This window comes from Kitasatospora sp. NPDC086791, from assembly GCF_040685975.1.
Classification (GTDB): Bacteria; Actinomycetota; Actinomycetes; order Streptomycetales; family Streptomycetaceae; genus Kitasatospora.
In genome coordinates this window covers 198,566-221,552 of record NZ_JBFBOC010000004.1, presented here as the reverse complement: position 1 = coordinate 221,552, position 22,987 = coordinate 198,566, and the positions used below count along the sequence as shown (strand labels likewise).

25 protein-coding genes are annotated in these 22,987 nt (G+C 72.9%); 8 read left to right on the top strand and 17 right to left on the bottom strand.

What is annotated here, in order from left to right; translation table 11 throughout:
* Positions 1-18 precede the first annotated feature (18 nt).
* Both AB0Q99_RS09940 and hisI read right to left on the bottom strand, forming a co-directional pair.
* A complete protein-coding gene (locus AB0Q99_RS09940; protein WP_363569925.1) occupies positions 19-1,542 on the bottom strand; it encodes an anthranilate synthase component I in 1,524 nt (507 codons plus the stop codon).
* A 49-nt stretch (positions 1,543-1,591) separates the two neighbouring features.
* Positions 1,592-1,963, bottom strand: coding sequence for a phosphoribosyl-AMP cyclohydrolase (gene hisI / locus AB0Q99_RS09935; RefSeq protein WP_363569923.1), 372 nt, complete (start codon positions 1,961-1,963; stop codon positions 1,592-1,594).
* Positions 1,964-2,097: 134 nt separating this feature from the next.
* Between hisI and AB0Q99_RS09930 the strand changes: the two genes are divergently transcribed.
* Both AB0Q99_RS09930 and AB0Q99_RS09925 read left to right on the top strand, forming a co-directional pair.
* A complete protein-coding gene (locus AB0Q99_RS09930; RefSeq protein WP_363569921.1) occupies positions 2,098-2,667 on the top strand; it encodes a hypothetical protein in 570 nt (189 codons plus the stop codon).
* Positions 2,668-2,689: 22 nt separating this feature from the next.
* A complete protein-coding gene (locus tag AB0Q99_RS09925; protein ID WP_363569919.1) occupies positions 2,690-3,334 on the top strand; it encodes a TIGR03085 family metal-binding protein in 645 nt (214 codons plus the stop codon).
* Positions 3,335-3,662: 328 nt separating this feature from the next.
* On the opposite strand, the gene AB0Q99_RS09920 is transcribed toward AB0Q99_RS09925, so the two are convergent.
* Together AB0Q99_RS09920 and AB0Q99_RS09915 are read right to left on the bottom strand one after the other, a co-directional pair.
* Positions 3,663-4,190, bottom strand: coding sequence for an NUDIX domain-containing protein (locus AB0Q99_RS09920; protein ID WP_363569917.1), 528 nt, complete (start codon positions 4,188-4,190; stop codon positions 3,663-3,665).
* 30 nt (positions 4,191-4,220) lie between these two features.
* The gene (locus AB0Q99_RS09915; protein ID WP_363569915.1) at positions 4,221-5,573 is read right to left on the bottom strand and encodes a tetratricopeptide repeat protein; all 1,353 of its coding nucleotides are present in this window, start codon (positions 5,571-5,573) and stop codon (positions 4,221-4,223) included.
* Positions 5,574-5,765: 192 nt separating this feature from the next.
* Between AB0Q99_RS09915 and AB0Q99_RS09910 the strand changes: the two genes are divergently transcribed.
* From AB0Q99_RS09910 to AB0Q99_RS09900, 3 genes are all read left to right on the top strand, one after another.
* Positions 5,766-6,224: an ATP-binding protein gene (locus tag AB0Q99_RS09910; protein ID WP_363569913.1), complete on the top strand. Its 459-nt coding sequence runs from the start codon at positions 5,766-5,768 to the stop codon at positions 6,222-6,224.
* A 25-nt stretch (positions 6,225-6,249) separates the two neighbouring features.
* Positions 6,250-7,239: a radical SAM protein gene (locus tag AB0Q99_RS09905; protein WP_363569911.1), complete on the top strand. Its 990-nt coding sequence runs from the start codon at positions 6,250-6,252 to the stop codon at positions 7,237-7,239.
* Between the two features lie 350 nt (positions 7,240-7,589).
* Positions 7,590-8,369: a VOC family protein gene (locus AB0Q99_RS09900; protein ID WP_363569909.1), complete on the top strand. Its 780-nt coding sequence runs from the start codon at positions 7,590-7,592 to the stop codon at positions 8,367-8,369.
* 72 nt (positions 8,370-8,441) lie between these two features.
* On the opposite strand, the gene hisF is transcribed toward AB0Q99_RS09900, so the two are convergent.
* From hisF to hisD, 8 genes are all read right to left on the bottom strand, one after another.
* Positions 8,442-9,212, bottom strand: coding sequence for an imidazole glycerol phosphate synthase subunit HisF (gene hisF / locus AB0Q99_RS09895; RefSeq protein WP_363569907.1), 771 nt, complete (start codon positions 9,210-9,212; stop codon positions 8,442-8,444).
* A complete protein-coding gene (locus tag AB0Q99_RS09890) occupies positions 9,209-9,673 on the bottom strand; it encodes a RidA family protein (protein WP_363569905.1) in 465 nt (154 codons plus the stop codon). The genes hisF and AB0Q99_RS09890 overlap by 4 nt, the downstream gene beginning before the upstream one ends.
* Positions 9,670-10,395 (bottom strand): bifunctional 1-(5-phosphoribosyl)-5-((5-phosphoribosylamino)methylideneamino)imidazole-4-carboxamide isomerase/phosphoribosylanthranilate isomerase PriA, encoded by a 726-nt coding sequence (gene priA / locus AB0Q99_RS09885; RefSeq protein ID WP_363569904.1) that lies wholly within the window; start codon positions 10,393-10,395, stop codon positions 9,670-9,672. Before priA ends, AB0Q99_RS09890 begins: the two co-directional genes overlap by 4 nt.
* Before the next feature lie 19 nt (positions 10,396-10,414).
* Positions 10,415-11,050, bottom strand: coding sequence for an imidazole glycerol phosphate synthase subunit HisH (hisH, locus tag AB0Q99_RS09880; protein WP_363569902.1), 636 nt, complete (start codon positions 11,048-11,050; stop codon positions 10,415-10,417).
* A 65-nt stretch (positions 11,051-11,115) separates the two neighbouring features.
* Positions 11,116-11,268, bottom strand: a complete 153-nt coding sequence (locus tag AB0Q99_RS09875; protein ID WP_363569900.1) for a hypothetical protein — start codon at positions 11,266-11,268, stop codon at positions 11,116-11,118.
* Positions 11,265-11,858, bottom strand: a complete 594-nt coding sequence (hisB, locus tag AB0Q99_RS09870; protein ID WP_363569898.1) for an imidazoleglycerol-phosphate dehydratase HisB — start codon at positions 11,856-11,858, stop codon at positions 11,265-11,267. Before hisB ends, AB0Q99_RS09875 begins: the two co-directional genes overlap by 4 nt.
* 5 nt (positions 11,859-11,863) lie before the next feature.
* Positions 11,864-12,964, bottom strand: a complete 1,101-nt coding sequence (locus tag AB0Q99_RS09865; RefSeq protein WP_363569897.1) for a histidinol-phosphate transaminase — start codon at positions 12,962-12,964, stop codon at positions 11,864-11,866.
* Positions 12,961-14,295 (bottom strand): histidinol dehydrogenase, encoded by a 1,335-nt coding sequence (hisD, locus tag AB0Q99_RS09860; RefSeq protein WP_363569895.1) that lies wholly within the window; start codon positions 14,293-14,295, stop codon positions 12,961-12,963. The genes AB0Q99_RS09865 and hisD overlap by 4 nt, the downstream gene beginning before the upstream one ends.
* Before the next feature lie 90 nt (positions 14,296-14,385).
* Here hisD and AB0Q99_RS09855 point away from each other — a divergent pair, with 90 nt between their 5' ends.
* The 3 genes from AB0Q99_RS09855 (at position 14,386) to ybaK (ending at position 17,310) form a co-directional block, all read left to right on the top strand.
* Positions 14,386-15,966: an oxidoreductase gene (locus AB0Q99_RS09855; RefSeq protein ID WP_363569893.1), complete on the top strand. Its 1,581-nt coding sequence runs from the start codon at positions 14,386-14,388 to the stop codon at positions 15,964-15,966.
* A gap of 101 nt (positions 15,967-16,067) precedes the next feature.
* A complete protein-coding gene (locus tag AB0Q99_RS09850; RefSeq protein ID WP_363569891.1) occupies positions 16,068-16,796 on the top strand; it encodes an LON peptidase substrate-binding domain-containing protein in 729 nt (242 codons plus the stop codon).
* A gap of 19 nt (positions 16,797-16,815) precedes the next feature.
* The gene (gene ybaK, locus AB0Q99_RS09845) at positions 16,816-17,310 is read left to right on the top strand and encodes a Cys-tRNA(Pro) deacylase (RefSeq protein WP_363569890.1); all 495 of its coding nucleotides are present in this window, start codon (positions 16,816-16,818) and stop codon (positions 17,308-17,310) included.
* Positions 17,311-17,443: 133 nt separating this feature from the next.
* Here the strand turns inward: ybaK and AB0Q99_RS09840 are convergent, their stop codons facing one another.
* From AB0Q99_RS09840 to AB0Q99_RS09820, 5 genes are all read right to left on the bottom strand, one after another.
* The gene (locus AB0Q99_RS09840; RefSeq protein WP_363569888.1) at positions 17,444-18,205 is read right to left on the bottom strand and encodes a hypothetical protein; all 762 of its coding nucleotides are present in this window, start codon (positions 18,203-18,205) and stop codon (positions 17,444-17,446) included.
* A 54-nt stretch (positions 18,206-18,259) separates the two neighbouring features.
* Positions 18,260-19,069: an ABC transporter permease gene (locus tag AB0Q99_RS09835; RefSeq protein WP_363569886.1), complete on the bottom strand. Its 810-nt coding sequence runs from the start codon at positions 19,067-19,069 to the stop codon at positions 18,260-18,262.
* Complete coding sequence (locus tag AB0Q99_RS09830) at positions 19,066-20,013, bottom strand: ABC transporter ATP-binding protein (protein WP_363570051.1); 948 nt, start codon at positions 20,011-20,013, stop codon at positions 19,066-19,068. The genes AB0Q99_RS09835 and AB0Q99_RS09830 overlap by 4 nt, the downstream gene beginning before the upstream one ends.
* Before the next feature lie 179 nt (positions 20,014-20,192).
* Positions 20,193-21,557 carry an NYN domain-containing protein gene (locus AB0Q99_RS09825; protein ID WP_363569884.1) on the bottom strand — a complete coding sequence of 455 codons (1,365 nt, stop codon included), beginning with the start codon at positions 21,555-21,557 and terminating at the stop codon, positions 20,193-20,195.
* A gap of 354 nt (positions 21,558-21,911) precedes the next feature.
* Positions 21,912-22,940, bottom strand: coding sequence for an aspartate-semialdehyde dehydrogenase (locus AB0Q99_RS09820; protein WP_363569882.1), 1,029 nt, complete (start codon positions 22,938-22,940; stop codon positions 21,912-21,914).
* Positions 22,941-22,987 lie beyond the last annotated feature (47 nt).

The window sequence follows — 22,987 nt, the reverse complement described above, 5'->3', positions numbered from 1 at the left end:
GGCCGCCTCCCTCACGCCTCAGGACAGTTCCGGCCTCCGCAGCGTATTGGCGGTGGCGACGGCCCGCAGCACGGCGGCCGCCTTGTTGCGGCACTCGGTGTCCTCGCCGTGCGGGTCGGAGTCGGCGACCACGCCCGCGCCGGCCTGCACGTACGCCGTGCCGTCGCGCAGCACCGCGGTCCGGATCGCGATCGCGGTGTCGGAGTCCCCGGCGAAGTCCAGGTAGCCGACGCAGCCGCCGTACAGGCCCCGGCGGGTGGGCTCCAGCTCCTCGATGATCCGCATCGCCCGCGGCTTGGGGGCGCCGGAGAGGGTCCCGGCCGGGAAGCAGGCGGTCAGCACGTCGAAGGCGGTCCGCCCGGGGGCGACCTTGCCGGTGACGGTGGAGACGATGTGCATCACGTGGCTGTAGCGCTCGATCTGCATGAAGTCGACCACCTCGACGCTGCCCGGCTCGCAGACCCGCCCGAGGTCGTTGCGGCCGAGGTCCACCAGCATCAGGTGCTCGGCCCGCTCCTTGGGGTCGGCGAGCAGTTCGGCGGCCAGCGCCGCGTCCTCGTGCGGGGTGGCGCCGCGGTGCCGGGTGCCGGCGATCGGGTGCAGCATCGCCTCGCCCTCGGTGACCTTGACCAGCGCCTCCGGGCTGGAGCCGACCACGTCGAAGCCGCCCTCGGCGGTGCCGTCCGGCCCGGGGAAACGGAACAGGTACATGTACGGGCTGGGGTTGGTGGTGCGCAGCACCCGGTAGACGTCCAGCGCGGAGGCCGGGCAGGGCGCCGCGAAGCGCTGCGAGGGCACCACCTGGAACGCCTCGCCGGCCCGGATCCGCTCCTTGATCTCGTCCACCGCCGCGCGGTAGGGCGCGCCGCCGAACGGCGACCGCACCTCGCCGGGGCCGGCCGGGGTGAAGGTGGCCAGGCCCGGGTCGACCGGCTTGACCAGGTCGGCCTCCATCGCGTCCAGCCGGCCGACCGCGTCCGCGTAGGCCTCGTCGACGCCGCTGGCCAGGTCGTTGTGGTTGACGGCGTTGGCGATCAGCAGCACCGTGCCGTCGGCGTGGTCGAGCACCGCGAGGTCGGTGGTCAGCAGCATGGTCAGCTCGGGGAGCCCGAGGTCGTCCGGGTTGAGGTCGGGCAGCTTCTCCAGCCGGCGGACGACGTCGTAGCCGAGGTAGCCGACCAGGCCGCCGGTGAGCGGCGGCAGGCCGTCGTCGGGGTGGCGCGGGGTGTGCAGCGTCTCCAGCGCGGCCCGCAGCACCTGCAGCGGGTCGCCGGTGGTGGGGATGCCGACCGGCGGGGTGCCGAGCCAGCGGGCGTTGCCGTCCTGGTCGGCGGTGAGCGTGGCGGCGCTGCGCACGCCGACGAAGGAGTAGCGGGACCAGCTGCGGCCCTGTTCGGCGGACTCCAGCAGGAAGGTGCCGGCGCGTTCCCCGGCGAGGCTGCGGTAGAGGCCGATCGGGGTGAGGCCGTCCGCGAGGAGCCTGCGGGTGACCGGGATGACCCGGGTGTCGACGGCGAGCTTGCGGAAGGCTTCGAGGTCCATGCGCGGCGGTACCTTCGTGAGTTCTGGCGTGGGTGGTGGGGGGGGTGGATCAGGCGAGCGGGAGCACGTCGGCGTCGAAGCAGGTGCGGTCGCCGGTGTGGCAGGCGGCGCCGGTCTGGTCGACCTTGACCAGCAGGGTGTCTCCGTCGCAGTCCAGGGCCACCGACTTGACGGCCTGGACGTGGCCGGAGGTGTCGCCCTTCACCCAGTACTCGCGGCGGCTGCGGCTCCAGTAGGTGCAGCGGCCGGTGGTGAGGGTGCGGTGCAGCGCCTCGTCGTCCATCCAGCCGAGCATCAGCACCTCGCCGGTGTCGTACTGCTGCGCGATGGCCGGGAGCAGGCCGTCCTCGGTGCGCTTGAGGCGGGCGGCGATCTCGGAGGCCAGGGCGGTGGTGCCGGGGGTGGCGGGTGTGGTGGACATGGGGCCCATTGTGTCAGTCCGCCCGGCCGCCCAGGCGGGTCCGTCCGACCGGGGATCCCGTCGGGGGCCTCCGTCCGGGGCGAGTTCGGCCAACCGCCTGCCGGGCGGCCCCTTCGTGGGCCATCCTCGTGGCCATGACCTCCGAGCAGCCGCCCGCCGCCGCCTCCCGCCCGTCCCGCGGTCTGGTCCTCACCGTCGTCGCCGTGCTGGTCGTCCTGCTCGCGGTGGTCGCCACCGCGGTGCTCTGGCCGGACGACCCGAAGCCGGCCGCCGCGCCGCCCCCGCCCACCCCGACGGCCACCCCGACGCCGACCCCGACCCCGACACCCACCCCGACCAAGCCGCAGCCGCCGTACGCCTTCTTCCCGGTCGGCACCTGCTTCGACCACCCGCAGCTGAGCCCGGTGATCACCAGGGCCGAGGAGCGCCCCTGCGCCGGTGACCACGACGGCGAGGTGATCGCCGACCTCAAGCTGGCCGACAACCTGACCGGCGAGATCCCGATCGGCCTCGCCATGCGGGACGGCTGCAAGGAGGCCGAGGCCGCCGCCAAGGCCAAGCAGGGCGACGGCAGGACCTACTACGGACGGCAGTTCGGCCCGGCCCTGGTCAACTACCAGCAGGGCTGGCGGGATTACACCTGCACCCTGACCGGCAGCAACAAGCAGAACGGCCCCAAGCTCACCGGCCACCTGCGCCCGTGACGCCCCGTTCTAGGCTGACGCCATGTCGAACCACGCCCTCGCCGAACGCCATCGCCTCACCGAACTCCTGGCCGCCGCCGGTCCGGACGCCCCCACCCTCTGCGCCGGCTGGACCACCCGGGACCTCGCCGCCCACCTGGTGCTCCGGGAGCACCGCCCGGACGCGGCGGCCGGCATCCGGATCCCCGCCCTGGCCGCCCGCACCCGGCGGGTGCAGGACGGCTACGCCGCGCGGCCGTACGAGGAGCTGCTGCGCCTCTTCCGTTCCGGCCCTCCGCTCTACTCCCCCTTCGCCCTGCCCGGCGCGGACGAGGCGGCGAACACCGTCGAGTACTTCGTGCACGCCGAGGACGTCCTGCGCGCGGCCGGGGACGTGAAGCCCCAGCCCCTCCCGCCCGGCCGCGCCGAGGCCCTGTGGCGCCGCCTCCCGATGATCGCCCGCTTCGAGGCCGGCCGCCGCTCCCCCGTCCGCCTGGTCCTGACCCACCCCGACGGCCGCTCCCTCACCATCGGCCCGGCCGGCGCCCCCACCGTCCACCTCACCGGCGACCCGGGCGAACTGATCCTCTTCACCTACGGCCGCGGCGCCCACACCACCCTCCTCACCGACGGCGCCCCCGAAGCCCTCGAAGCCCTCCGCCACGTCCTCCCCCTGCCCGCGCGGTAGGACGCCTGGCCCCATGTGTCGAAGAACAAAGGAGTCGACAGAAAATCATCGACACGAATATCGGACCGTCGCCGAAAGAATCCCGTCGGGGATGATCCCCTGACCCCGGTCTCCCGTTGCCGCTTCGGCGACGCCGAAGCGGCAACGCTGCTCCCGGCCCTTCATGAGCGGGAAGTGCACGGGAGGTCGGCCCCGCCGACTTCCCGCGCCGGGGCGGTTGCGGAGAACGTTCATTCACCTGCACCGAGAAGACAACAGCAGAGCCGGTCGAACGCGGTGCCCCTTGGCGAGCCAAGGGGCACCGCGGCAGAAGCGTTGATGACACGGCTCACCGACAAGAACCGTCTTGCGGGAACTGGGCCTGCCACGAGTCGAGGGAAACGCTCGGACCGTTGTCGAGATAGCTGACCAGCGCTTCCTTGGTGGTGGAAACGAATTCCTCCGGCACGCCGTCGACATCGACCCACGCAACCTCCGCATGCTTGGCGGGCTCCCCGTTCACAAGCTCGCCGGACCAACGGTGAGCCGCGAAGACGACGGTCAGGAATCCATTGGGCGCCTCGACGCCACGGGCCCCGTGGATCACATGGGCAAGGCGCAGGTCCTCGGGAGCGACGACGAGCCCGGTCTCCTCCCTGAGTTCGCGAACTGCCGTCCCCGTGATCGGTTCGCCGGGTTCGCTCTTACCCACGGGCAGATCCCACCTGCCTTGGGCGAACTTGGCCTTGGGTCCTCGCCGGAGGAGAACGACACGCCTGGATTCGAGGTCATGGACGATGACGGCGGCGACCAGCAGCGTCATCGACTCCGTGGCGGGCTTGAGAGCGGTGGGCTGATCGGCGGTCGGCTGAGCCACGTCAGTGAGGTCCTTCCTGCGGTGCGGCTGTCATGTCAGTGCCTCGCGTGCGCGGCGCTCCAGGTCGACGGCTCCTGGCACACCACGTCTACGGTAGATCGCCAAGCAAGGGCGGATCGAGGAGATCGCCTTTCTCGTCCGATCCGAGGTCATGCCGGCCATGAGGTCGAGCGCGCGCCCCCACGTTGCCACCGCCTCGTCCGCTCGGGCTTGAGCGGCCAAGCTGTCCCCGAGATCCGCGTAGGTCAGGGCATGAACGCGCTTGTACTTCTCAGCGTCCCAACGAATCAGCGCGGCACGGTGCTGCTGCTCGGTTCCCGCGTGGTCTCCGAGGTCCGTGAGAGTACGGGCCGTGTGGCTCGCGACCGTGCCGGCCACCGGCCCGCTGACGAGCGAGAAGCCGGCCTGCGAGTCGCCGTCACGGGTGACGGCGCGCTCTGCGGCAAGGAGCGCCTTGGCTGCGGCGGGCTTGTCCCGGACGGCAGCGAAAGCTCGGGCGTGGGTGATGTGGAGAAGCGCTTCGGTCTTCCCGTCCACACGACCGACGCTTCGGGCCAGCGCGTTCTCGATCAGAGCCACACAGTGGTGGGCCTGCTTGAGACTGAGCGCCTGGTGGGCGAGGGCACGCATCATCCATCCGGCGTGGCCAAAGGGATCCGCCTCCACGGCGAGTTGGTAACCGACCTGATAGTAGTGCTGGGCGGCACCCTCCTGGCCGAGGTCGTGGTGCTTCCACCCGGCGAGGTAGGCAAGCTCGGCCACGGCGCCAAAGGCCCGACACCGCGTGTTCTCATCAGGGAAGCGGCCATTGAGCATCGGGGCCGCAGTGTCGGCCAGGTAGGCGGTCACGGTGGTCAGCCCGTGCCCGCCACCGAGTCGCTCGTCTGCCGCACTGAACACGGCAGTGATCTGTCGAACGACCTCGACCTCCTCGGCGCCGACACGAGCCTTGCCGGTCCGAGCCCGCATCAGACGCGAGACCGGCTCGGGGTCGTAGAGCAACGGCGTGGCCACACCGGTGGTGGTGAATGCGGCAACGGCAAGGAATGTCCGACGCTCGACATCCGCGCGGCCGAGATTGGCGGCCGCCTCGACCGGATCACTGCTCACCGCCAAGGACTCCTCCGGGGTGGCGAAACCGAGTTCACCCAAGGTGATCGGGCGCCCGGAGCGACGCGACATCGCCTCGGCGATGTACTGGCCGGCTTGCCCTGCCGGTTGCGCACCGTTGACCCAGTGGGCGACGGCGGACTTGTTGGTGAGCAACGCCTCGCCGTTCTCCGCAGCGATGCGCCGTACCGCTCCGGCTAACGCCTCGTAGATCCATCTGTCGGCTGAGATCGCCTCTCTGAGGCGGTGATTGGGCTCCCTGCGTGTGGTCACGATCGATCCCCTGAGCTGGAGGAGCTGTAAACCGCGTAAACCACTCTACGTGCCGGAGCGCCTACCGATCGTGCCGTTGAGCCTGTTCACTGAATTCGAGCTTCCAGAGGTGCTGAGCCCCATCTCTCAAGGTCGAACCGCCGTACGGCCGCTCACCACCTCACCGATCAACGACCCAGTCCTGGAGAACTGATGAACACCGACGAGTGCGCTGTGCTCCCGATGTCGAAGACCCGCAAGGTGCAACCGACGACAGCCGCGGTTCGATCCGCTCGGCAGTGGGCGGTACAGGTGGCCCGGTCCTGGCGCGAGATCTCGGAGAAGTCGTTGCGCGAGGTGGAACTGTGCGCCGCCGAGTTGATCGCCAACGCCGTTGAACACACCGGAGATCGCTGCCAGGTCACGGTCCGGTGGGGCGGCGAACGACTGCGGGTCGAGGTCGAGGATTCGAGGCCGCGCCTGCCGGACCGGAGCACCGTCGACGACCTGGCCACCAACGGCCGCGGGCTCCTCCTGGTCGAGGCGCTGTCTCACGCATGGGGCTGGTACCCCGTGGGCGAAGGCAAGGTGGTGTGGTTCGAGACGGCGCCCGACCGGACCGTCACGAGGGGTGCAAGGCTCACCGGACTCGCCTCAGTCACCCGTGCCTGAATCAACCGAGTGAAGGGAGGCCACGATGCACGATCTGATCGCGAGTCCGTTCCTCAAGAGCTTCGTTCTACTGCGACCGGGCCGACCGGAGGGCATCAAACTGCCCGAACGGCGGTTCCGGGAGCTGGAACGGGCCCGAGACTCCGGGGCCACCCTCCCGTTCTGGCTCATGGATGCCGCCCGCGCCCGCTGGAACATCGAGCCGGCGGCCCGGCCGACGAATGAGGCCGTCCTGGTCCGCGACGCCTCGATGTTCGGGCACAGTTGTGCGAGCTGGGAGATCAACCTCGGCTGCGATCTCGCCTGGGAGCACTGTTCCCCCGGGCAGAAGCGGTTCGCCGGCCTGGACGGGAAGGGCAAGCGCCGTGTGCTTCTCACCCTGCGGGACGCCGGGATCCTGTGGCTCCGGATCACCGGGGGCGAGGCACTGATCGACCCCCACTTCGCCGTTTCGTGCCGACTCGCGCACGACCTGGGGATGATGATCGAGGTGCTGACGAACGGCACCCGGCTGTCGGCCCCTGACATCCTGGCTGCGCTCAACGCCGGTAGGCCGTACAGGGTCATCGTCTCCCTCTATGGGGCGACCGCCGGGACGTACGACTCGTTCACCCGTCGTCGAGGTGCCTTCAAACGGGTCACGGCCGGACTGGCCGCCGGGATCGAGGCCGGGCTTCCCCTGCAACTGGCATTGATCGTCACCTCGCAGAACGCGCACGAGCGCGAGCAGATGCTCAGCTTGGCGGACGAACTCGGGCTTCCGCACAAGGAATGCACCCACATCCCGCCCCCGATCCACGGCGGCGCCGAATCACTCGCATCCCGGTCGCCCGCTCACCTGAAGCCACTCGAACGGTTCGCGGGCTGCAGCGCCCGACACGCGTGCCTCCATGTCGACCCACACGGGCAGGCTTCGATCTGCGAGGTCGGCCGGGACGAGCAGATCGACCTGATGACCGAAGGCCTGCAAGGTCTCGACCGGCTCCCCGGATGCAGCAACGACAACCCGAGCTGAGGGGCGATGTCCTCAGTCGGCTCGGTCGCACCCCGTGCCCCCGATCGCGCTCGGGAGGCCGGCGATCCGATGGTGGTGAACGCCTTCCCGCGCTCCGGCCCGCATGTGGGCCGACTTCGCCGGAGCCGATCCGCACCCGTGGACCGCCGGCATGGCCCGGGCAGCCCGACAATGGCCCTGTCTTCGGAGGTGAACCACGGCTGCCTCCGGGCAGGTCCGGTGTGCCGGGCCGGCTGTGTCCCGGCTGCGGATGTCAGTGCCCGGGTGCAGACTCGCAGTGGCCGGGGTGGGGGCGTGTGCGCGCCCGACGGGAGCGTTCCGGTCACTCTCCGTCGAAGGGGCACCATTCCATGCTGACCACCGACTTCCCCGCCGGCTCGCCCTGCTGGATCGACCTCGGCAGCCCGGACATCCCGGCCACCGCCGCGTTCTACGCCAAGGTCTTCGGCTGGGTCTTCCAGGAGGTCCCCGAGACCGGCGGGTACGGCTTCGTCCAGCTGAACGGGAAGACCGTCGGCGCGATCGGCAACCTGGACCAGGGTGCGCGGTCGGCCTGGACGACGTACTTCCGCACCGAGGACCTGGACGCGACCGTGAAGGCCGCCGAGCAGGCCGGGGCGACCGTCCGGGTGCCGCCGATGGACGTGATGCAGGCGGGCCGGCTGGCCGCCCTCACCGATCCGCAGGGCGCCGAGTTCGCGCTCTGGCAAGCGGGCGGCACCAAGGGGCTGGACGTCGTCTCCGAGGACGGCACGCTGGTCTGGTCCGAGCTGCACAGTTCCGCCCCGGACGCCTCCGCCGCCTTCTACCGGACGCTGTTCGGCTGGCGGACGGAGGACTTGGAGCCCTCCCCCGGCATGACCTACCGGGTGGTCTCCACCGCCGAGGGGGACCAGCAGGCCACCGGCTTCGGCGGGATCGCCCCGACGATGTCCCCGGAGCAGCCCTCCGCCTGGACGCCGTACTTCGCCGCCTCCGACGTGGACGCGGTGGTCGCCAGGGCGACGGCGGCCGGCGGCTCGGTGCTGATGCCGGCCTCGGACGTGGAGAACGTCGGCCGGCTGGCGTGGCTGGCGGATCCGAACGGTGCGCCGTTCGCCCTGATCAAGGGCGAGCCGCGGGAGTCCTGAGCACGCGCGGAGGGCCCGCGCGAATCCCGGCGAACCACCCGGGAACCGCGGGCCCTCACGCGGACGGAACGGTCACCGCACCGGGTGTCCGGCCTCCCGCAGCGCGTCCTTGACCTGGCCGATCCGCAGGTCCCCGAAGTGGAAGACGCTGGCGGCCAGCACGGCGTCCGCGCCGGCCTCGACGGCCGGGGCGAAGTCGGCGAGCTTGCCAGCCCCGCCGGAGGCGATCACCGGCACCGAGACGGCCTTGCGCACGGCCCGGATCATCTCCAGGTCGTAGCCGTCCTTGGTGCCGTCCGCGTCCATCGAGTTGAGCAGGATCTCCCCGGCCCCCAACTCGGCCGCGCGGCCCGCCCATTCGACGGCGTCCAGGCCGGTGCCCTGGCGCCCGCCGTGGGTGGTGACCTCGTAGCCGGAGGCGGTCTCCACGCCGGGGGGGCAGCGCCGGGCGTCGACCGAGAGCACCAGGACCTGCCGCCCGAACCGCCGGGCGATCTCCCGGACCAGCTCCGGCCGGGCGATGGCGGCGGTGTTGACGCCCACCTTGTCGGCGCCGGCCCGCAGCAGCTTGTCGACGTCGTCGACGGCGCGGATGCCGCCGCCGACGGTGAGCGGGATGAAGACCTGCTCGGCGGTGCGGCGGACCACGTCGTAGGTGGTCTCCCGGTCGCCCGACGAGGCGGTGATGTCGAGGAAGGTCAGCTCGTCGGCGCCCTCGGCGTCGTAGAGCTTGGCCATCTCGACCGGGTCGCCGGCGTCGCGCAGGTTCTGGAAGTTGACGCCCTTGACCACCCGCCCGGCGTCCACGTCGAGGCAGGGGATGACACGTACTGCGAGGGTCACGGCTGTTGGCCTTCCAGGGTCTTTGCCAGCCCGGAGCGGTACGCGTCGAGCTCGACCTCGACCATCATCCGGGAGTCGATCAGCCCCTCGACCACCACCATGGTGGCCACCGGGCGTGCGGCGTCGAAGAGGTCGCGGTGGGCGCGGCCCACCTCCTCGGCGTCGCGGACGTGGGTGATGTACATCCGGGTACGGATCACGTCGTCGGCGGTCAGACCGTACGCGGCCAGGGCGGCGAGTCCGACGCCGAACGCGGCGAGGGTCTGCCGGTACGGGTCGCCCTCGTGCTCGATCCGGCCGTCCACCCAGGCGGTGGTGCCGGCCACGTGCACGTGGTCGCCCGCGGCGACGGCCCGGGAGTACCCGAACTCGTCCTCCCAGGGGGAGAATCCGCTGACCCGACCCCGCACGACCTCGCCCCGCACGACCTCGTCGCCGCGCACGATCCGACCTTCCGTCATCCTGAAACCGCCTCCAGGGCCTCTTCGAGGGTGAACTTCTGCTCGTAGAGTGCCTTGCCCACGATGGCGCCCTCGACACCCTCCCCGACGAGGGTGGCGATGGCCCGCAGGTCGTCCAGCGAGGAGACGCCGCCCGAGGCGACCACCGGGCGGTCGGTGGCGGCGCAGACGTCGCGCAGCAGCTGCAGGTTGGGGCCGGTCAGGGTGCCGTCGCGGTTGACGTCGGTGACGACGTAGCGGGCGCAGCCCTCCTGGTCGAGGCGCTCCAGCACCTCGAAGAGCTGGCCGCCGTCGCGGGTCCAGCCGCGGCCGCGCAGGGTGGTGCCGACGACGTCCAGGCCGACGGCGATCTTGTCGCCGTGCTCGGCGATGGCCTTGGCGACCCACTCGGGGGCCTCCAGCGCCGCGGTGCCGAGGTTGACCCGGGTGCAGCCGGTGGCGAGGGCGCGGGCGAGCGACTCGTCGTCGCGGATGCCGCCGGACAGTTCGACCTTGAGGTCCAGCCGGCCGGTGACGTCGCGCAGCAGCTCGTAGTTGGAGCCGGTGCCGAAGGCGGCGTCGAGGTCGACCAGGTGCAGCCACTCGGCGCCGGCGTTCTGCCAGGCGAGGGCGGCGGCCAGCGGCTCGCCGAAGGAGGTCTCGGTGCCGGAGGCGCCCTTGACCAGGCGGACGGCCTGGCCGTCGCGGACGTCGACGGCGGGAAGCAGTTCGAGGCTACTCATCATGACAACTTTCAGCTCGTCAGAGGGTGTTGACCCAGTTGGTCAGCAGGGCGGCGCCGGCGTCGCCGGACTTCTCGGGGTGGAACTGGGTGGCCCACAGCGGGCCGTTCTCGACGGCCGCGACGAACGGCTGCCCGTGCGTGGCCCAGGTGACCAGCGGCGGGTTGATCCGCGCGCTGTGGGCCTCCAGTTCCCAGTGCCGCACCCCGTAGGAGTGCACGAAGTAGAAGCGGGTCTCGGGGTCGAGGCCGGCGAACATCCGGCTGCCCTCGGGCACGTCCACGGTGTTCCAGCCCATGTGCGGGACGACCGGGGCCTCCAGCGGTTCGACGGTGCCCGGCCACTCGTCGCAGCCGGCCGTCTCCACGCCGTGCTCGACCCCCTTCTCGAAGAGGATCTGCATGCCGACGCAGATGCCCATGACCGGGCGGCCCCCGGCGAGCCGGCGGCCGATGATCCAGTCCCCGCGGACCGACTTCAGCCCGCGCATGCAGGCCTCGAAGGCGCCCACGCCGGGGACGAGCAGGCCGTCCGCGGCCATCGCGGTGTCGTAGTCGGAGCTGACCGTGACGTTCGCCCCGGTCCGCTCCAGCGCGCGCTGCGCGGAGCGGAGGTTGCCGGAGCCGTAGTCGAGGACGACGACGTTCTTGCCCATTGTTCAGGTGTCCAGTCTCTTTACGGCGGGGCGGGGTCCACAGGCGCATGAGGCCCGGGCGGGGTCTACAGGCGCATGAGGCCGGAGGCCAGGCACATCACGGCACCGAAGACCAGCACCAGGATGACGCCCTTCGACTGCTTCTGCTTCCAGAAGGAGATCACCCCGCCGGCCAGGAAGAGGCCGACGAAGATGAGGATCATCGCGGTGTTGTTCACAGCGCACCCTTGGTCGAGGGGAGGATGCCGGCCGCGCGCGGGTCGCGCTCGGCGGCGTAGCGCAGCGCCCGGGCCAGCGCCTTGAACTGGCACTCCACGATGTGGTGGGCGTTGCGCCCGTACGGCACGTGGACGTGCAGGGCGATCTGCGCCTGGGCCACGAAGGACTCCAGGATGTGCCGGGTCATGGTGGTGTCGTAGCTGCCGATCATCGGCGCCATGCGCTCGGGCTCGGTGTGCACCAGGTACGGCCGGCCGGAGAGGTCGACGGTGACCTGGGCGAGCGACTCGTCGAGCGGCACCGTGCAGTTGCCGAAGCGGTAGATGCCGACCTTGTCGCCGAGCGCCTGCCGGAAGGCGGCGCCGAGCGCGAGGGCGGTGTCCTCGATGGTGTGGTGGGTGTCGATGTGCAGGTCGCCGTCGGTCTTGACGGTGAGGTCGAACAGACCGTGCCGGCCGAGCTGGTCGAGCATGTGGTCGTAGAACCCGACGCCCGTCGAGATGTCGGTCTTGCCGGTGCCGTCGAGGTCGATCTCGACCAGGACGGAGGTCTCCTTGGTGGTGCGCTCGACGCGTCCGATGCGGGACATACGGGTTACAGCTCCTTGGTGGCTCTACGGACGGCGTCCAGGAAGGCGTCGTTCTCGGCGGGCGTGCCGGCGGTGACGCGCAGCCACCCGGGCACGCCGTTGTCGCGGACCAGGACGCCCTGGTCGAGGATGGCCTGCCAGACGGCGTGGGTGTCGGCGAAGCGGCCGAACTGGACGAAGTTGGCGTCCGAGTCGGTCACTTCGAGGCCCATCCCGCGCAGCGCGTCGACCAGCCGGTCGCGCTCCTCCTTGAGCCGGCCGACGTACCCGAGCAGGGTGTCGGTGTGCTCCAGGCAGGCCAGCGCGGTGGCCTGGGTGACGGCGGACAGGTGGTACGGCAGGCGGACCAGCTGGACGGCGTCGACCACCGCCCGGTCGGCGGCCAGGTAGCCCAGCCGCAGCCCGGCCGCGCCGAAGGCCTTGGACATGGTGCGGCTGACCACGAGGTTGGGGCGGCCCTCGATCAGCGGCAGCAGCGAGGAGCCGTGCGAGAACTCGACGTACGCCTCGTCGACGACGACCAGGCTGGGCCGGGCGGCCTGGGCGGCGTCGTACAGCCGCAGCACGGTGTCGGCCCCGACGGCGGTGCCGGTGGGGTTGTTCGGCGAGCAGACGAAGAGGACGTTCGGCCGGTGCTCGGCGATCGCGGCGAGGGCGGCGTCGACGTCGATGGTGAAGTCGTCGTTGCGCGGGCCGGAGATCCAGTCGGTGCCGGTGCCCCGGGAGATCAGCGCGTGCATCGAGTACGAGGGCTCGAAGCCGAGCGCGCTGCGGCCGGGGCCGCCGAAGGTCTGCAGCAGCTGCTGGAGCACCTCGTTGGAGCCGTTGGCGGCCCACACCTGCTCGCGCGCGACCGGGAAGCCGGTGGTGCGGGTCAGGTAGGCGGCCAGGCCCTCGCGCAGCTCGACCGCGTCCCGGTCGGGGTAGCGGTTGAGGGTGCGGGCGGCCTCGGCGACCCGCTCGGCGATCCGGGCCACCAGCTCCTCGGGGAGCCGGTACGGGTTCTCGTTGGTGTTCAGCTGGACGGGGACGTCCAACTGCGGTGCGCCGTACGGGGACTGGCCGCGCAGCTCGTCCCGGATGGGGAGGTCGTCGATGGTCGTCACGCGCCCGGCACCGTCCACTCGCTCTGCCAGATCTGTTCGTCTCCCACGAAACGCGCCTTGATCGCGTCCCCGTGCCCGGGCAGGTCCTCGGCGTTCGCCAGGTTGACCACGTGCGCGGCGACGTCCGCGAGCGCGTCCCGGTCGTACTCGACGACCTGGATGCCGCGCAGGAAGGTCTGCACCGAGAGTCCGGAGGAGTGGCAGGCGCAGCCGCCGGTGGGCAGCACGTGGTTGGAGCCGGCCGCGTAGTCGCCCAGCGAGACCGGGGTCCAGCGGCCGATGAAGATCGCGCCCGCGTTGACGACCCGGGCCGCCACCGCGTGCGGGTCGCGGGTCTGGATCTCCAGGTGCTCGGCCGCGTAGGCGTTGACCACGGCGAGGCCCTGGGTCAGGTCGTCGACCAGGATGATGCCGGACTGCTTGCCGCCGAGCGCCTCGGCGACCCGCTCGCTGTGCTTGGTCCCGGCGACCTGGACGGCGAGTTCGGCCTCGACCGCGTCGGCCAGCGCCGGGGAGTCGGTGACCAGCACCGAGCCGGAGGTCGGGCCGTGCTCGGCCTGGCTGATCAGGTCGGCGGCGACGTCGGAGGGCAGCGCGCTGTCGTCGGCGAGGACGGCGATCTCGGTCGGGCCGGCCTCGGAGTCGATGCCGATCCGGCCGGCGAAGTAGCGCTTGGCGGCGGCCACGTAGATGTTGCCCGGGCCGGTGACCATGGTGACCGGCTCGCACTCCTCGGTGCCGAGGGCGAACATCGCGACGGCCTGGGCCCCGCCGACGGAGTAGACCTCGTCCACGCCGAGCAGCGCGCAGGCGGCCAGGATGGTCGGGTGGACGCGGCCGCCGAACGCCCGCTGCGGCGGGGAGGTGACGGCGATGCCCGGGACGCCCGCCTCCTGGGCCGGCACCACGTTCATCACCACGGAGGACGGGTAGACCGCCAGCCCGCCCGGCACGTACAGGCCGACCCGCTCGACCGGCACCCAGCGCTGGGTGACCGTGCCGCCCGGCACCACCTGGGTGGTGTGTCCGGTGCGGCGCTGGTCGGCGTGCACAGCGCGGGCCCGGCGGATCGACTCCTCCAGCGCGGCGCGCACCTTCGGGTCGAGCGTCTCCAGGGCCTCGGTCAGCTGCTCGGCCGGCACCCGGGTGGACTCCAGGCGGACGCCGTCGAAGCGCTCGGTGATCTCGATCAGCGCCGCGACCCCGCGATGGTGCACGTCCTCGGCGATCGGGCGCACCTTCTCCAGGGCGGCCGCGACGTCGAACTCGGCACGGGGCAGCAGGTCACGCGGGTCGTCCAGCGAGCCGCGGAGGTCGATTCGAGAGATCACGCCACCCAGTGTAAGGAGTGGCCGGAAGCGCTGGTCCCGCATTTCAGTCCGTGATACGAAAGGCGAGACGACCGGGGGACGGGGGAAACCATGGCGGAGCGCGCTCCGGACGACTGGACCGATACCGAGCGGGAGCTCTGGAACGCCTACCGCCAGGGGGAGGTGCTGGACCTCCGCAGTGGCGAAGCCGACACCGACGACCCCTTCGGCGACGCCGTCTGGGGCCCCGGGCGCACCGTCCGCGCCGAGGTGGTCGCCCACCTGCTGCTGGCCGGCCCGGCGCCCGCCCCGGGGCGGGTCGCCTCGCTGCGCGTCAGCGGCGTGCTGGTCACCGGCGCGCTCGACCTGGCCGGCGGCGCCATCGGCGACTACGTCGAGCTCCAGGGTTGCCGCTTCGAGCACAAGGTCCTCATCTCCGAGGCGGCGGCGTCCACGCTGCGCTTCGTGACCTGCCTGATCCCCCGCCTGGAGGCCTCCCGGCTCTCCACCACCGGCGACCTCCACCTGGCCCGCTGCCGCCTCCCCGAGGGCCTCCGGCTGACCGACGCCCGGATCGGCACCGACCTGCTGCTCAACCAGACCGTCGTCGGCGGCGACCGCTTCGGCCGCGCCGTCTCCGCCGACGGGATCACCGTCAACCAGGACTTCGAGGCCGAACGCCTGGAGACCGAGGGCGAGTTGAGCATACGGACGGCCCGGATAGGCGGCCGGCTCTCGCTCCGCGGCGCCCAGCTGCGCGCCGACCGGGACCACAACCGGACGTGCCTCAACGCCGTCCGGGTCACCGTCGGCCACACCCTCTACCTCACCGGCTCCGCCGACCGCGGCTGGGCCGGCTCCCGCGGCTACTACGGCTCCGGCTACGGCGAGAACCCGCCGCCCGACGGCCCGGTGACCCCGTTCCGCGCGTTCGGCCGGGTGCGGCTGTCCGACAGCCGCTTCGACGGCGCCTGCCTGATCTCCGGCGAGTTCCGCCTGGGGGACGACGACGAGCTCTCGCTGCGCCGCATCCACACCCCCGAACTCCGCTTCACCTGCAGGTTCCGCCCCACCGGCACCGTCTCGCTCTCCCGCGCCCGGGTCGGCAACCTGGTCGACGCGCCGGACGCCTGGCCGCTCGGCAAGCACCTGGGCCTCACCGGCTTCGTCTACGAGAACCTGCGCCCGAACCGGCCCTTCCCGCTGCACGAGCGGATCGCCTGGCTGGAGGGCTCCTCGGTCGACTTCCAGCCGGAGTCCTACGAGCAGCTGGCCGCCGCCCTGCGCCGCGACGGCGCCGACGACGACGCCCGCGAGGTGCTGTACGCCAAGCAGCGCCGCCGCCGGCGGACCCTGCCGTTGCCCTCCCGGGTCTGGGGCGCGGTCCAGGACGTCACCGTCGGCTACGGCTACCGCCCCGGCCGGGCGGGCCTGTGGCTGCTGCTCGCCTGGGTCCTCGGCAGCCTCTGGTTCGCCACCCACCCGCTGGAACCGCTCAAGGCCGACGAGCGCCCGCACTGGAACCCGGTGCTCTACACCCTCAACCAGCTGCTGCCGATCGTGGACCTCAACCAGGGCGGCTGGAACCCGGGCGGCCTCGCCCAGTGGATCTCCGCCGCCCTGGTGGTCATCGGCTGGCTGCTCGCCTCGACGGTCGTCGCCGGCGCCACCCGGATGCTCCAGCGCGGCTGACTACCACGACCGTCGTGGCCGGCGCCACCCGGACGCCCCGCCGCGGCCGGGCACCTCGACCGCGCGACAAGCGACCCGTTCGGGGAACTACGCTGTCCGCCGTGACAGAACGGCTTCCGCTCTTCCCGCTGAACACCGTGCTCTACCCGGGCCTGGTGCTGCCCCTGAACGTCTTCGAGGAGCGTTACCGCCGTCTCGTCGCCGATCTGCTCGACCAGCCCGAGGACGCCCCCCGGCGCTTCGGCGTGCTCGCGATCAAGGACGGCCGCGAGGTCGCCCCGGTCCGCGCCGAGGAGGGCCCGGCCGGGCCGCTCGACGGCCTCGGCACCGTCACCGGGGACCCGCTGGAGGCGGTCTTCCCGGTCGGCTGCGTCGCCGACGTCGCCTCCGCCCAGCACCAGCCGGACGGCCGCTACGAGCTCCTGGTCACCGGCACCACCCGGTTCCGGCTCGGCCCGGTGGACGTCACCGGTCCGTACCTGACCGGCGAGATCGAGCCGATCGAGGAGCGCCCCGGCGAGGGCTCCGGCGCCCTGGCCGCCGAGGTCGAGCGGGCGTTCCGGGTCTACCAGAAGCGCCTCGCCGGCGCCCGCGAGGCCAGCACCGTCGGCCGCCAGGACCTCCCCGACGACCCGCAGGTGCTCTCCTACCTGGTCGCCGCCGCCTCGGTGTTCGAGACCCCGGTCAAGCAGCAACTGCTGGCCTGCCCGGACACGGCCCAGCGCCTGCGCACCGAGCTCGACCTGCTGCGCCGCGAGACCGCCGTCCTGACCTGGCTGCCCTCGCTGCCCGCCGTCGACCTCACCCGCCAGTCCTTCAGCCCCAACTGACCGAGGAGCCCGGGCCCGCATGGCCAAGAAGACCAAGAAGGGCGGCCAGGGCACCCCGGCCACCGTCGCCCTGGAATCCGCCGCCGTGCCGTTCACCGTGCACGCCTACGACCACGACCCGGCCGCGGCCTCCTACGGCGGCGAGGCGGCCGAGGTCCTCGGCGTGGCCGCCGAGCGCGTCTTCAAGACCCTGGTGGCCGACGTGGACGGCACCCTCACCGTCGGCGTCGTCCCGGTCGCCGGCCTGCTCGACCTCAAGGCCCTCGCCTCGGCCGTCGGCGGCAAGCGCGCCGCCATGGCCGACCCGGCCGCCGCCGAGCGCAGCAGCGGCTACGTCCGCGGCGGCATCTCCCCCCTGGGCCAGCGCCGCCCACTGCGCACCGTCATCGACGCGAGCGCCCTCGACCACCCCACCGTCTACGTCTCGGCGGGCCGCCGGGGCCTGGAAGTGGAACTCGCCCCGGCCGACCTGATCACCCTCACCCAGGCCGTCACCGCCCCCATCGCCCGCTGACCGACCAGCCCCCCGAGCCACCCCACCCCGGAAACGCCCGCCCGAGGCCGCACAGCCTCATCCGAAAGCATCCACCTCAGGGGCCCGAGGAACCGCGCGCACCGGAAGCCCCCCGCCCCACACCCGACAACGGTCAGCGCCCGCCGCCGTCCTCCGACCCCGCACCCGGCCCGGCCGGAGGCCCCGCCGGAGGCCCCGCCGGAGCCTGCGCCGCAGGCGCCCAGTACGGCGGCGGGTCCTCCTCCCGCTTGCCGAACGCCGCCGACAGCGCGAGCAGCACCACCATCGCCGCCATCGGCCACACCAGCAGCGCCCCCATCGCCCCGAGGTCGATGCCCGCGTCGAAGTGCCCGCCGTTGCCGACCCGTCGGGCCTCCCCGATGAGGTCGCCGCTCGGCCCGAGCCACCGGCCGATCCGCCAGGCCCCCAGCGATCCGAGCAGCCCGCCGACGGCCAGCCCCACCGCGACCGCGATGCCGCCGCCGCGCCGCCGGGTCACCAGGAAGGCGCCCAGCGCGGTCAGGATCCCGGCGCCCAGGCCGATGATCGCGAACAGCGCGTCCGCCCCGGCCCGCTGCTCGCCCTCGGGGTCCAGGTAGAGGATCCGGTCCCCGTCCACCACCAGCGGCACCTTCGGCGCCAGCCACGCCCACAGCGCGGCCATCACCAGCCCGACGACCACGCAGGTGACGACGACCCCGGCCCCGATCCGCACCTCCGGCAGCAGCCGCTGCACCAACGAGGTCCCCGGCCCGTCGGACTCGACGGACTCCTCCTGCGCGGGCGCGTACGGGTCGTGTGCGTACTGGTCGGGCGCGGTGCCGGGCACGGCGTCGTCCGGCACCGCCCGCACTTCGGTGTGGGCGGGATCCGGAGGTGTGTTCGGTACGGTCACAGGCCCCATCGTTTCACGACGACCCCCGGAACGGCCCCACCACCCGGGCGGCCCCTACCGCGCGACGGCCCGCCGGTACGCCCAGGTGGCCACGCCCAGCGACAGCACGCCCACCCCGGCGCACACCCCCAGGTCCACGAGCACCATCGCCCAGTCCGGGTCCGGCGCGAAGGTCCGCGCGAAGGCCTCCACCCCGTACGTCGAGGGCAGCAGGTCCCGCAGCCACAGCACCGGCTGCGGCAGGTGGTCGACCGGCAGCACGCCGAGCAGCAGCGCCGCGGACATCCCGAGCTGCCCGAGCATGGTCGCGATCTCCTGCCGGGGTGCCAGCAGCCCGCAGGCCGCCCCCAGCCCGGACAGCGCGGCCCCGGCCAGCGGGACGACCGCCAGCAGCACCCAGAGCTGTCCGAGCGGCAGCCCGAACATGACGGCCCCGACGGCCGCCGTGGCGACCGTCCCGGGCAGCGTGAACGAGGCGTACGCGGCGGCCGTCCCCAGCACCACCGAGGCGGCCGGCACCGGCAGCGTCGCGTAGTGGTCGAGGCCGCCGGTGGCCCGCAGCTTCCCGAAGTACTGGGCGAGCAGGTTCAGCGCGACGAACGCCACCACCAGCACGCTCGACCCGGCGACCACCGACCGCGCCGCCGAGGACTGCCCGGCCTCCACGACGCCCCGCATCATCACCAGGATGCCGACGGACTGGAAGGTCGCGACGAACAGCAGCGGGATCCGCGCGACCCGCGCCCGGGCGAGCTGCGCCCGGTACACGGCGGCGAGGGCCGGCAGCAGCCGGGCCGCGGGGGCGAGCGGGGCGGGTCCGGCCGTGGTCCGGTCGGTCCGGGGCGGCGCCGAGAGCAGGGTCACTTGGCGAGTCCTCCGTGGCGGCCGCCCAGCTTGAGGTAGGCGTCCTCAAGGCTCGTGGTGGCGAGGGTGAAGTCGTCGAGCGCGGCGAAGGCCGGGCCGGTGGTGACGGCGGCGACCAGTTCGCGGGCCTGCTCGGGCGTGGTCCGGACGGTCCAGCGGCGCCCGGTGCGCTCGGCCCGTTCGCTCAGCGCGGCGACGGCGGGGACGCCGAGCGGCGCCTCGTCGCGCCAGACCAGGTCGAGCCGGACGTCGCCGTCCACGAGCGCCTTGAGCCCGCCGGGCGTGTCGCAGGCGATCACCCGGCCGTCGTCCACCACGGCGACCCGGTCGAGGACGGTCTCCGCCTCGATCACGTTGTGGGTGACCAGCAGAACGGTCGTGCCGTGCTCGGCGCGCCGCCGGTCGACGGCGCGCCACACGGCCCGCCGGGCGACGGGGTCCATGCCGGTGGTCGGCTCGTCGAGGACCAGCAGCGGCCGCTCCCCCACCAGGGCGGCCGCGAAGCAGGCGAGCCGCCGCTGCCCGCCGGACAGCTTGGCGAGCGGCCGCGCGGCGATGGCCGTCAGCCCGAGCTCGTCCAGGACGTCCGCGGCGGCGCTCCGGGCCTGCGCCCGGCCGAGCCCGCGCAGGCGTCCGGTGGTCTCGGCGGCGAGCGCGACGGTCAGCTCGTCCAGCGCGGTGGATTCCTGCCCGAGGTACCCGAGCAGCCGGGCGGCCCGCTCGGGGTGGCGGACGATGTCGTGGCCGAGGAGTTCGATCGATCCGGAGTCGGGGCGCAGCAGCCCGGTGAGCTGGCGGACCAGCGTCGACTTGCCGGCGCCGTTGGGCCCGAGCAGCCCGAAGATCTCGCCCTGCCGGACGGTGAGGCTGATGCCGTCGTTGGCCCGGACCTCGGTGGCGGCCGTGCCGCGCCCGCTGCGGTAGGTCCTGACCAGGTCGCGCACGGCGATGCACGGCGGGGTTTCCTCGGGTGCTCGCCCGGCCGTCTCAGTCACGACCGAAGACTCTACGCGCTCATGCGGGCGAACCGGACAAGGGGGCCTGATCACCGGAAACCCCGACCGTCCCGGGCCGCCTGCCGAACGCGTGCGGACCGGCTGCCGGGCGCCTGCCCGGGCCCGTCTCAGTCGTCGACGACCATCGACCCGCCCGGCACCCGCGCGGCCAGCTCCTTCCAGAATCCGGCCCGGATGGCGTAGCGGTCGTGCTCGTCGATCTGGTCGTCCTTGTGCGCGAGCAGTCCGAAGCGGGCGGCGTAGCGGAGCAGTTCGCCGTCGACGCGGTGCGGGATGCGCGGGTAGTCGGGCCACAGCACGGTGAGCCGTTCGGCGTCCCCGACCCGGTCGCTCCAGCGGCGGGCGAAGACCTGCCCGACCTCGTGGGCGTCGCCGCCGATGGTGGTGATGTCCTCCTCGCGGTCGGCCCAGCGCTGTTCGGAGGTGGTGAGCTGGGCGAGCGTGGGCAGGCTGTCGCCGGCGGTGGCGGCGGGTTCCGGGGCGGGCCGGTCGACCCAGCCCCGGTCGGAGGACCACCGCAGCACCGGCCCGGTCTGGGCGGCGGCGCCGTGCCCGTTCGCACCGTGTCCGTTCGCAGCACCGTGTCCGCTCGCCGCGTGCCCGTTCGCGCCGTGCCCGTTGGCCGCGTGCCCGACCGTCCCGTGCCCGTTCGCCGCGTGCCCGCTCGCCACCGGGGTGATCGGCGTGACGGCGGGGGCCCGCCCGGCCAGGTCCTTGGGGGTCGGGACGACCTTGAGCGCGGCCGCGGCCGGCTGCGGCCGCCCGTTGGCGGCGGGGGCGGCGGCGCCCCCCGCGGCAGCGGCCGCCGGGCGGACCACCGGCGGCACCACGCCGGGCAGGGCGGCCGGCGGAGCGGCCGGTGGGGCGGCGAGGATCTTGGCGATCTCCTGCCGGGCCCCGGGCGCCGGGAAGAGGCTGGCGCTGTCCCGCAGCGAGAACGAGGCCTCGATCCACTCCCGGTCCAGCACCCGGCGCTCGTCCGCCTCGCCGACCAGGTCCTCGGACTGGTTGAAGTCACCGTCGGCGGCCTGCAGTGCCCACAGGTGGACGGCGACGCCGTGCTCCTTGGCGGTCATCATGCCGGGCAGCAGGTCGCCGTCCCCGGTGATCAGCACGACGTCGGCGCAGGCCCGGTTGCGGGCGAGTTCGGAGAGCTCGGCGTGCATCGCGGCGTCGACGCCCTTCTGCACCCAGCGCCCCTCGGCCCGGGTGAGCGCGCCGAGCCGGACGGTGACCCGGGGCAGGACGCGCAGCCGCCGGTGCTCGGGCATCGGGCGCCGGTCGGGGGCGGCGTCGAACCAGTAGATGCGCAGCAGCGGCAGCCCGGTCTCGGCTTCGGCGCGCTCGCGCAGCGCGGCGATCAGGGCCGTGTGGTCCACGGTGACCTTGGACCGGGAGGGATCCCCCGCGAGCAGGCTGGCGGCGGCGCCCAGCAGGTATCCGGCGTCCACCAGGACGACACAGCGGTCCATCGCGCACCTCTTTTCGCTCGCCCTCGGACATCGGTCGGGTGGATCGTTCGGGGTGGGCGGTCCGCCCTCCGTCCGGGCGTGCCGAGGTGAGGGGCCCCCGTCGTCGCCCGAGCGTTGGGTCACCTTTTACCCGGGGTTCGTCTGCCGAACCTTGCCGGATGTCCCGGTACCGCAACAGCCGCCCCGGCGGAACGTGGCGAACGCGAAGGCGGGCCCCGTTCAACGACGGAGCCCGCCCGAGGTCACGCAGCGGTGTCGCCGGCCCGCGAGCGGGCCGGTGGGCCGTGGAGTCCGGCCCGTGGGCCTTGACGGCAGGCCTGGGGCCGTGGAGTCCGGCCCGGGGATCCCGGGGGATCAGCCCTTGAGCTCGGCGGCGACCAGCTCGGCCAGCTGGACGGCGTTGAGCGCGGCGCCCTTGCGCAGGTTGTCGTTCGAGACGAACAGCGACAGGCCGTTCTCCACCGTCTCGTCCGCCCGGATGCGCCCGACGTAGCTGGGGTCCCGGCCCGCGGCCTGCAGCGGGGTGGGGATGTCGGACAGCTCGACGCCGGGGGCGCCGGCGAGCAGCTCGACGGCGCGCTCGGGGCTGATCGGGCGCTCGAAGCGGGCGTTGATCTGCAGCGAGTGGCCGGAGAAGACCGGGACGCGCACGCAGGTGCCGGCGACCTTCAGTGCGGGGATGCCGAGGATCTTGCGGCTCTCGTGGCGGAGCTTCTGCTCCTCGTCGGTCTCGTTGGAGCCGTCCTCGACGATGGAGCCGGCCAGCGGCAGCACGTTGAAGGCGATCGGGCGCTTGTAGACCTTGGGCTCGGGGAACTCGACCGCGGTGCCGTCGTGGGCGAGCGCGGCGGCGCCGTCGATGACCTGGACGGCCTGGCCGTGCAGCTCGGCGACGCCGGCGACACCGCTGCCGGAGACGGCCTGGTAGGTGGAGACGACCAGGGCGGCCAGGCCGGCCTCCTCGTGCAGCGGGCGCAGCACGGGCATGGCGGCCATGGTGGTGCAGTTCGGGTTGGCGATGATGCCCTTGGGGCGGTCCGCGATGGCCTCGGGGTTGACCTCGGAGACGACCAGCGGGACCTCGGGGTCGCGGCGCCAGGCGGAGGAGTTGTCGATGACGACGGCACCGGCTGCGGCGGCCTTGGGGGCGAGGGCCTTGGAGGTGGAGCCGCCGGCCGAGAAGATCACGATGTCCAGGCCCGTGTAGTCGGCCGTGGCCGCGTCCTCGACGGTGACCTCGGTGCCCTGCCAGGGCAGGGTGCGCCCGGCCGAGCGGGCCGAGGCGAACAGCCGCAGCTGCTCCACCGGGAAGTTGCGCTCCGCCAGGATCTCGCGGACCACGCCGCCGACCTGGCCGGTGGCACCGACAATGCCGATCTTCATTCCGACTACTCCTCTGAATGGTGCTGTTCACAGCCGCACTCTGCCCA

Coding starts and splice junctions, on each gene's coding strand:
- AB0Q99_RS09900 (WP_363569909.1), top strand. CDS start 7,590: ATGCTGACCACCGACTTCCCCGCCGGCTCGCCCTGCTGGATCGACCTC.
- ybaK (WP_363569890.1), top strand. CDS start 16,816: ATGGCCAAGAAGACCAAGAAGGGCGGCCAGGGCACCCCGGCCACCGTC.
- AB0Q99_RS09905 (WP_363569911.1), top strand. CDS start 6,250: ATGCACGATCTGATCGCGAGTCCGTTCCTCAAGAGCTTCGTTCTACTG.
- AB0Q99_RS09890 (WP_363569905.1), bottom strand. CDS start 9,673: ATGACGGAAGGTCGGATCGTGCGCGGCGACGAGGTCGTGCGGGGCGAG.
- hisB (WP_363569898.1), bottom strand. CDS start 11,858: ATGTCCCGCATCGGACGCGTCGAGCGCACCACCAAGGAGACCTCCGTC.
- AB0Q99_RS09940 (WP_363569925.1), bottom strand. CDS start 1,542: ATGGACCTCGAAGCCTTCCGCAAGCTCGCCGTCGACACCCGGGTCATC.
- AB0Q99_RS09910 (WP_363569913.1), top strand. CDS start 5,766: ATGAACACCGACGAGTGCGCTGTGCTCCCGATGTCGAAGACCCGCAAG.
- hisH (WP_363569902.1), bottom strand. CDS start 11,050: ATGGGCAAGAACGTCGTCGTCCTCGACTACGGCTCCGGCAACCTCCGC.
- priA (WP_363569904.1), bottom strand. CDS start 10,395: ATGAGTAGCCTCGAACTGCTTCCCGCCGTCGACGTCCGCGACGGCCAG.
- AB0Q99_RS09855 (WP_363569893.1), top strand. CDS start 14,386: ATGGCGGAGCGCGCTCCGGACGACTGGACCGATACCGAGCGGGAGCTC.
- hisI (WP_363569923.1), bottom strand. CDS start 1,963: ATGTCCACCACACCCGCCACCCCCGGCACCACCGCCCTGGCCTCCGAG.
- AB0Q99_RS09925 (WP_363569919.1), top strand. CDS start 2,690: ATGTCGAACCACGCCCTCGCCGAACGCCATCGCCTCACCGAACTCCTG.
- AB0Q99_RS09930 (WP_363569921.1), top strand. CDS start 2,098: ATGACCTCCGAGCAGCCGCCCGCCGCCGCCTCCCGCCCGTCCCGCGGT.
- AB0Q99_RS09820 (WP_363569882.1), bottom strand. CDS start 22,940: ATGAAGATCGGCATTGTCGGTGCCACCGGCCAGGTCGGCGGCGTGGTC.
- AB0Q99_RS09825 (WP_363569884.1), bottom strand. CDS start 21,557: ATGGACCGCTGTGTCGTCCTGGTGGACGCCGGATACCTGCTGGGCGCC.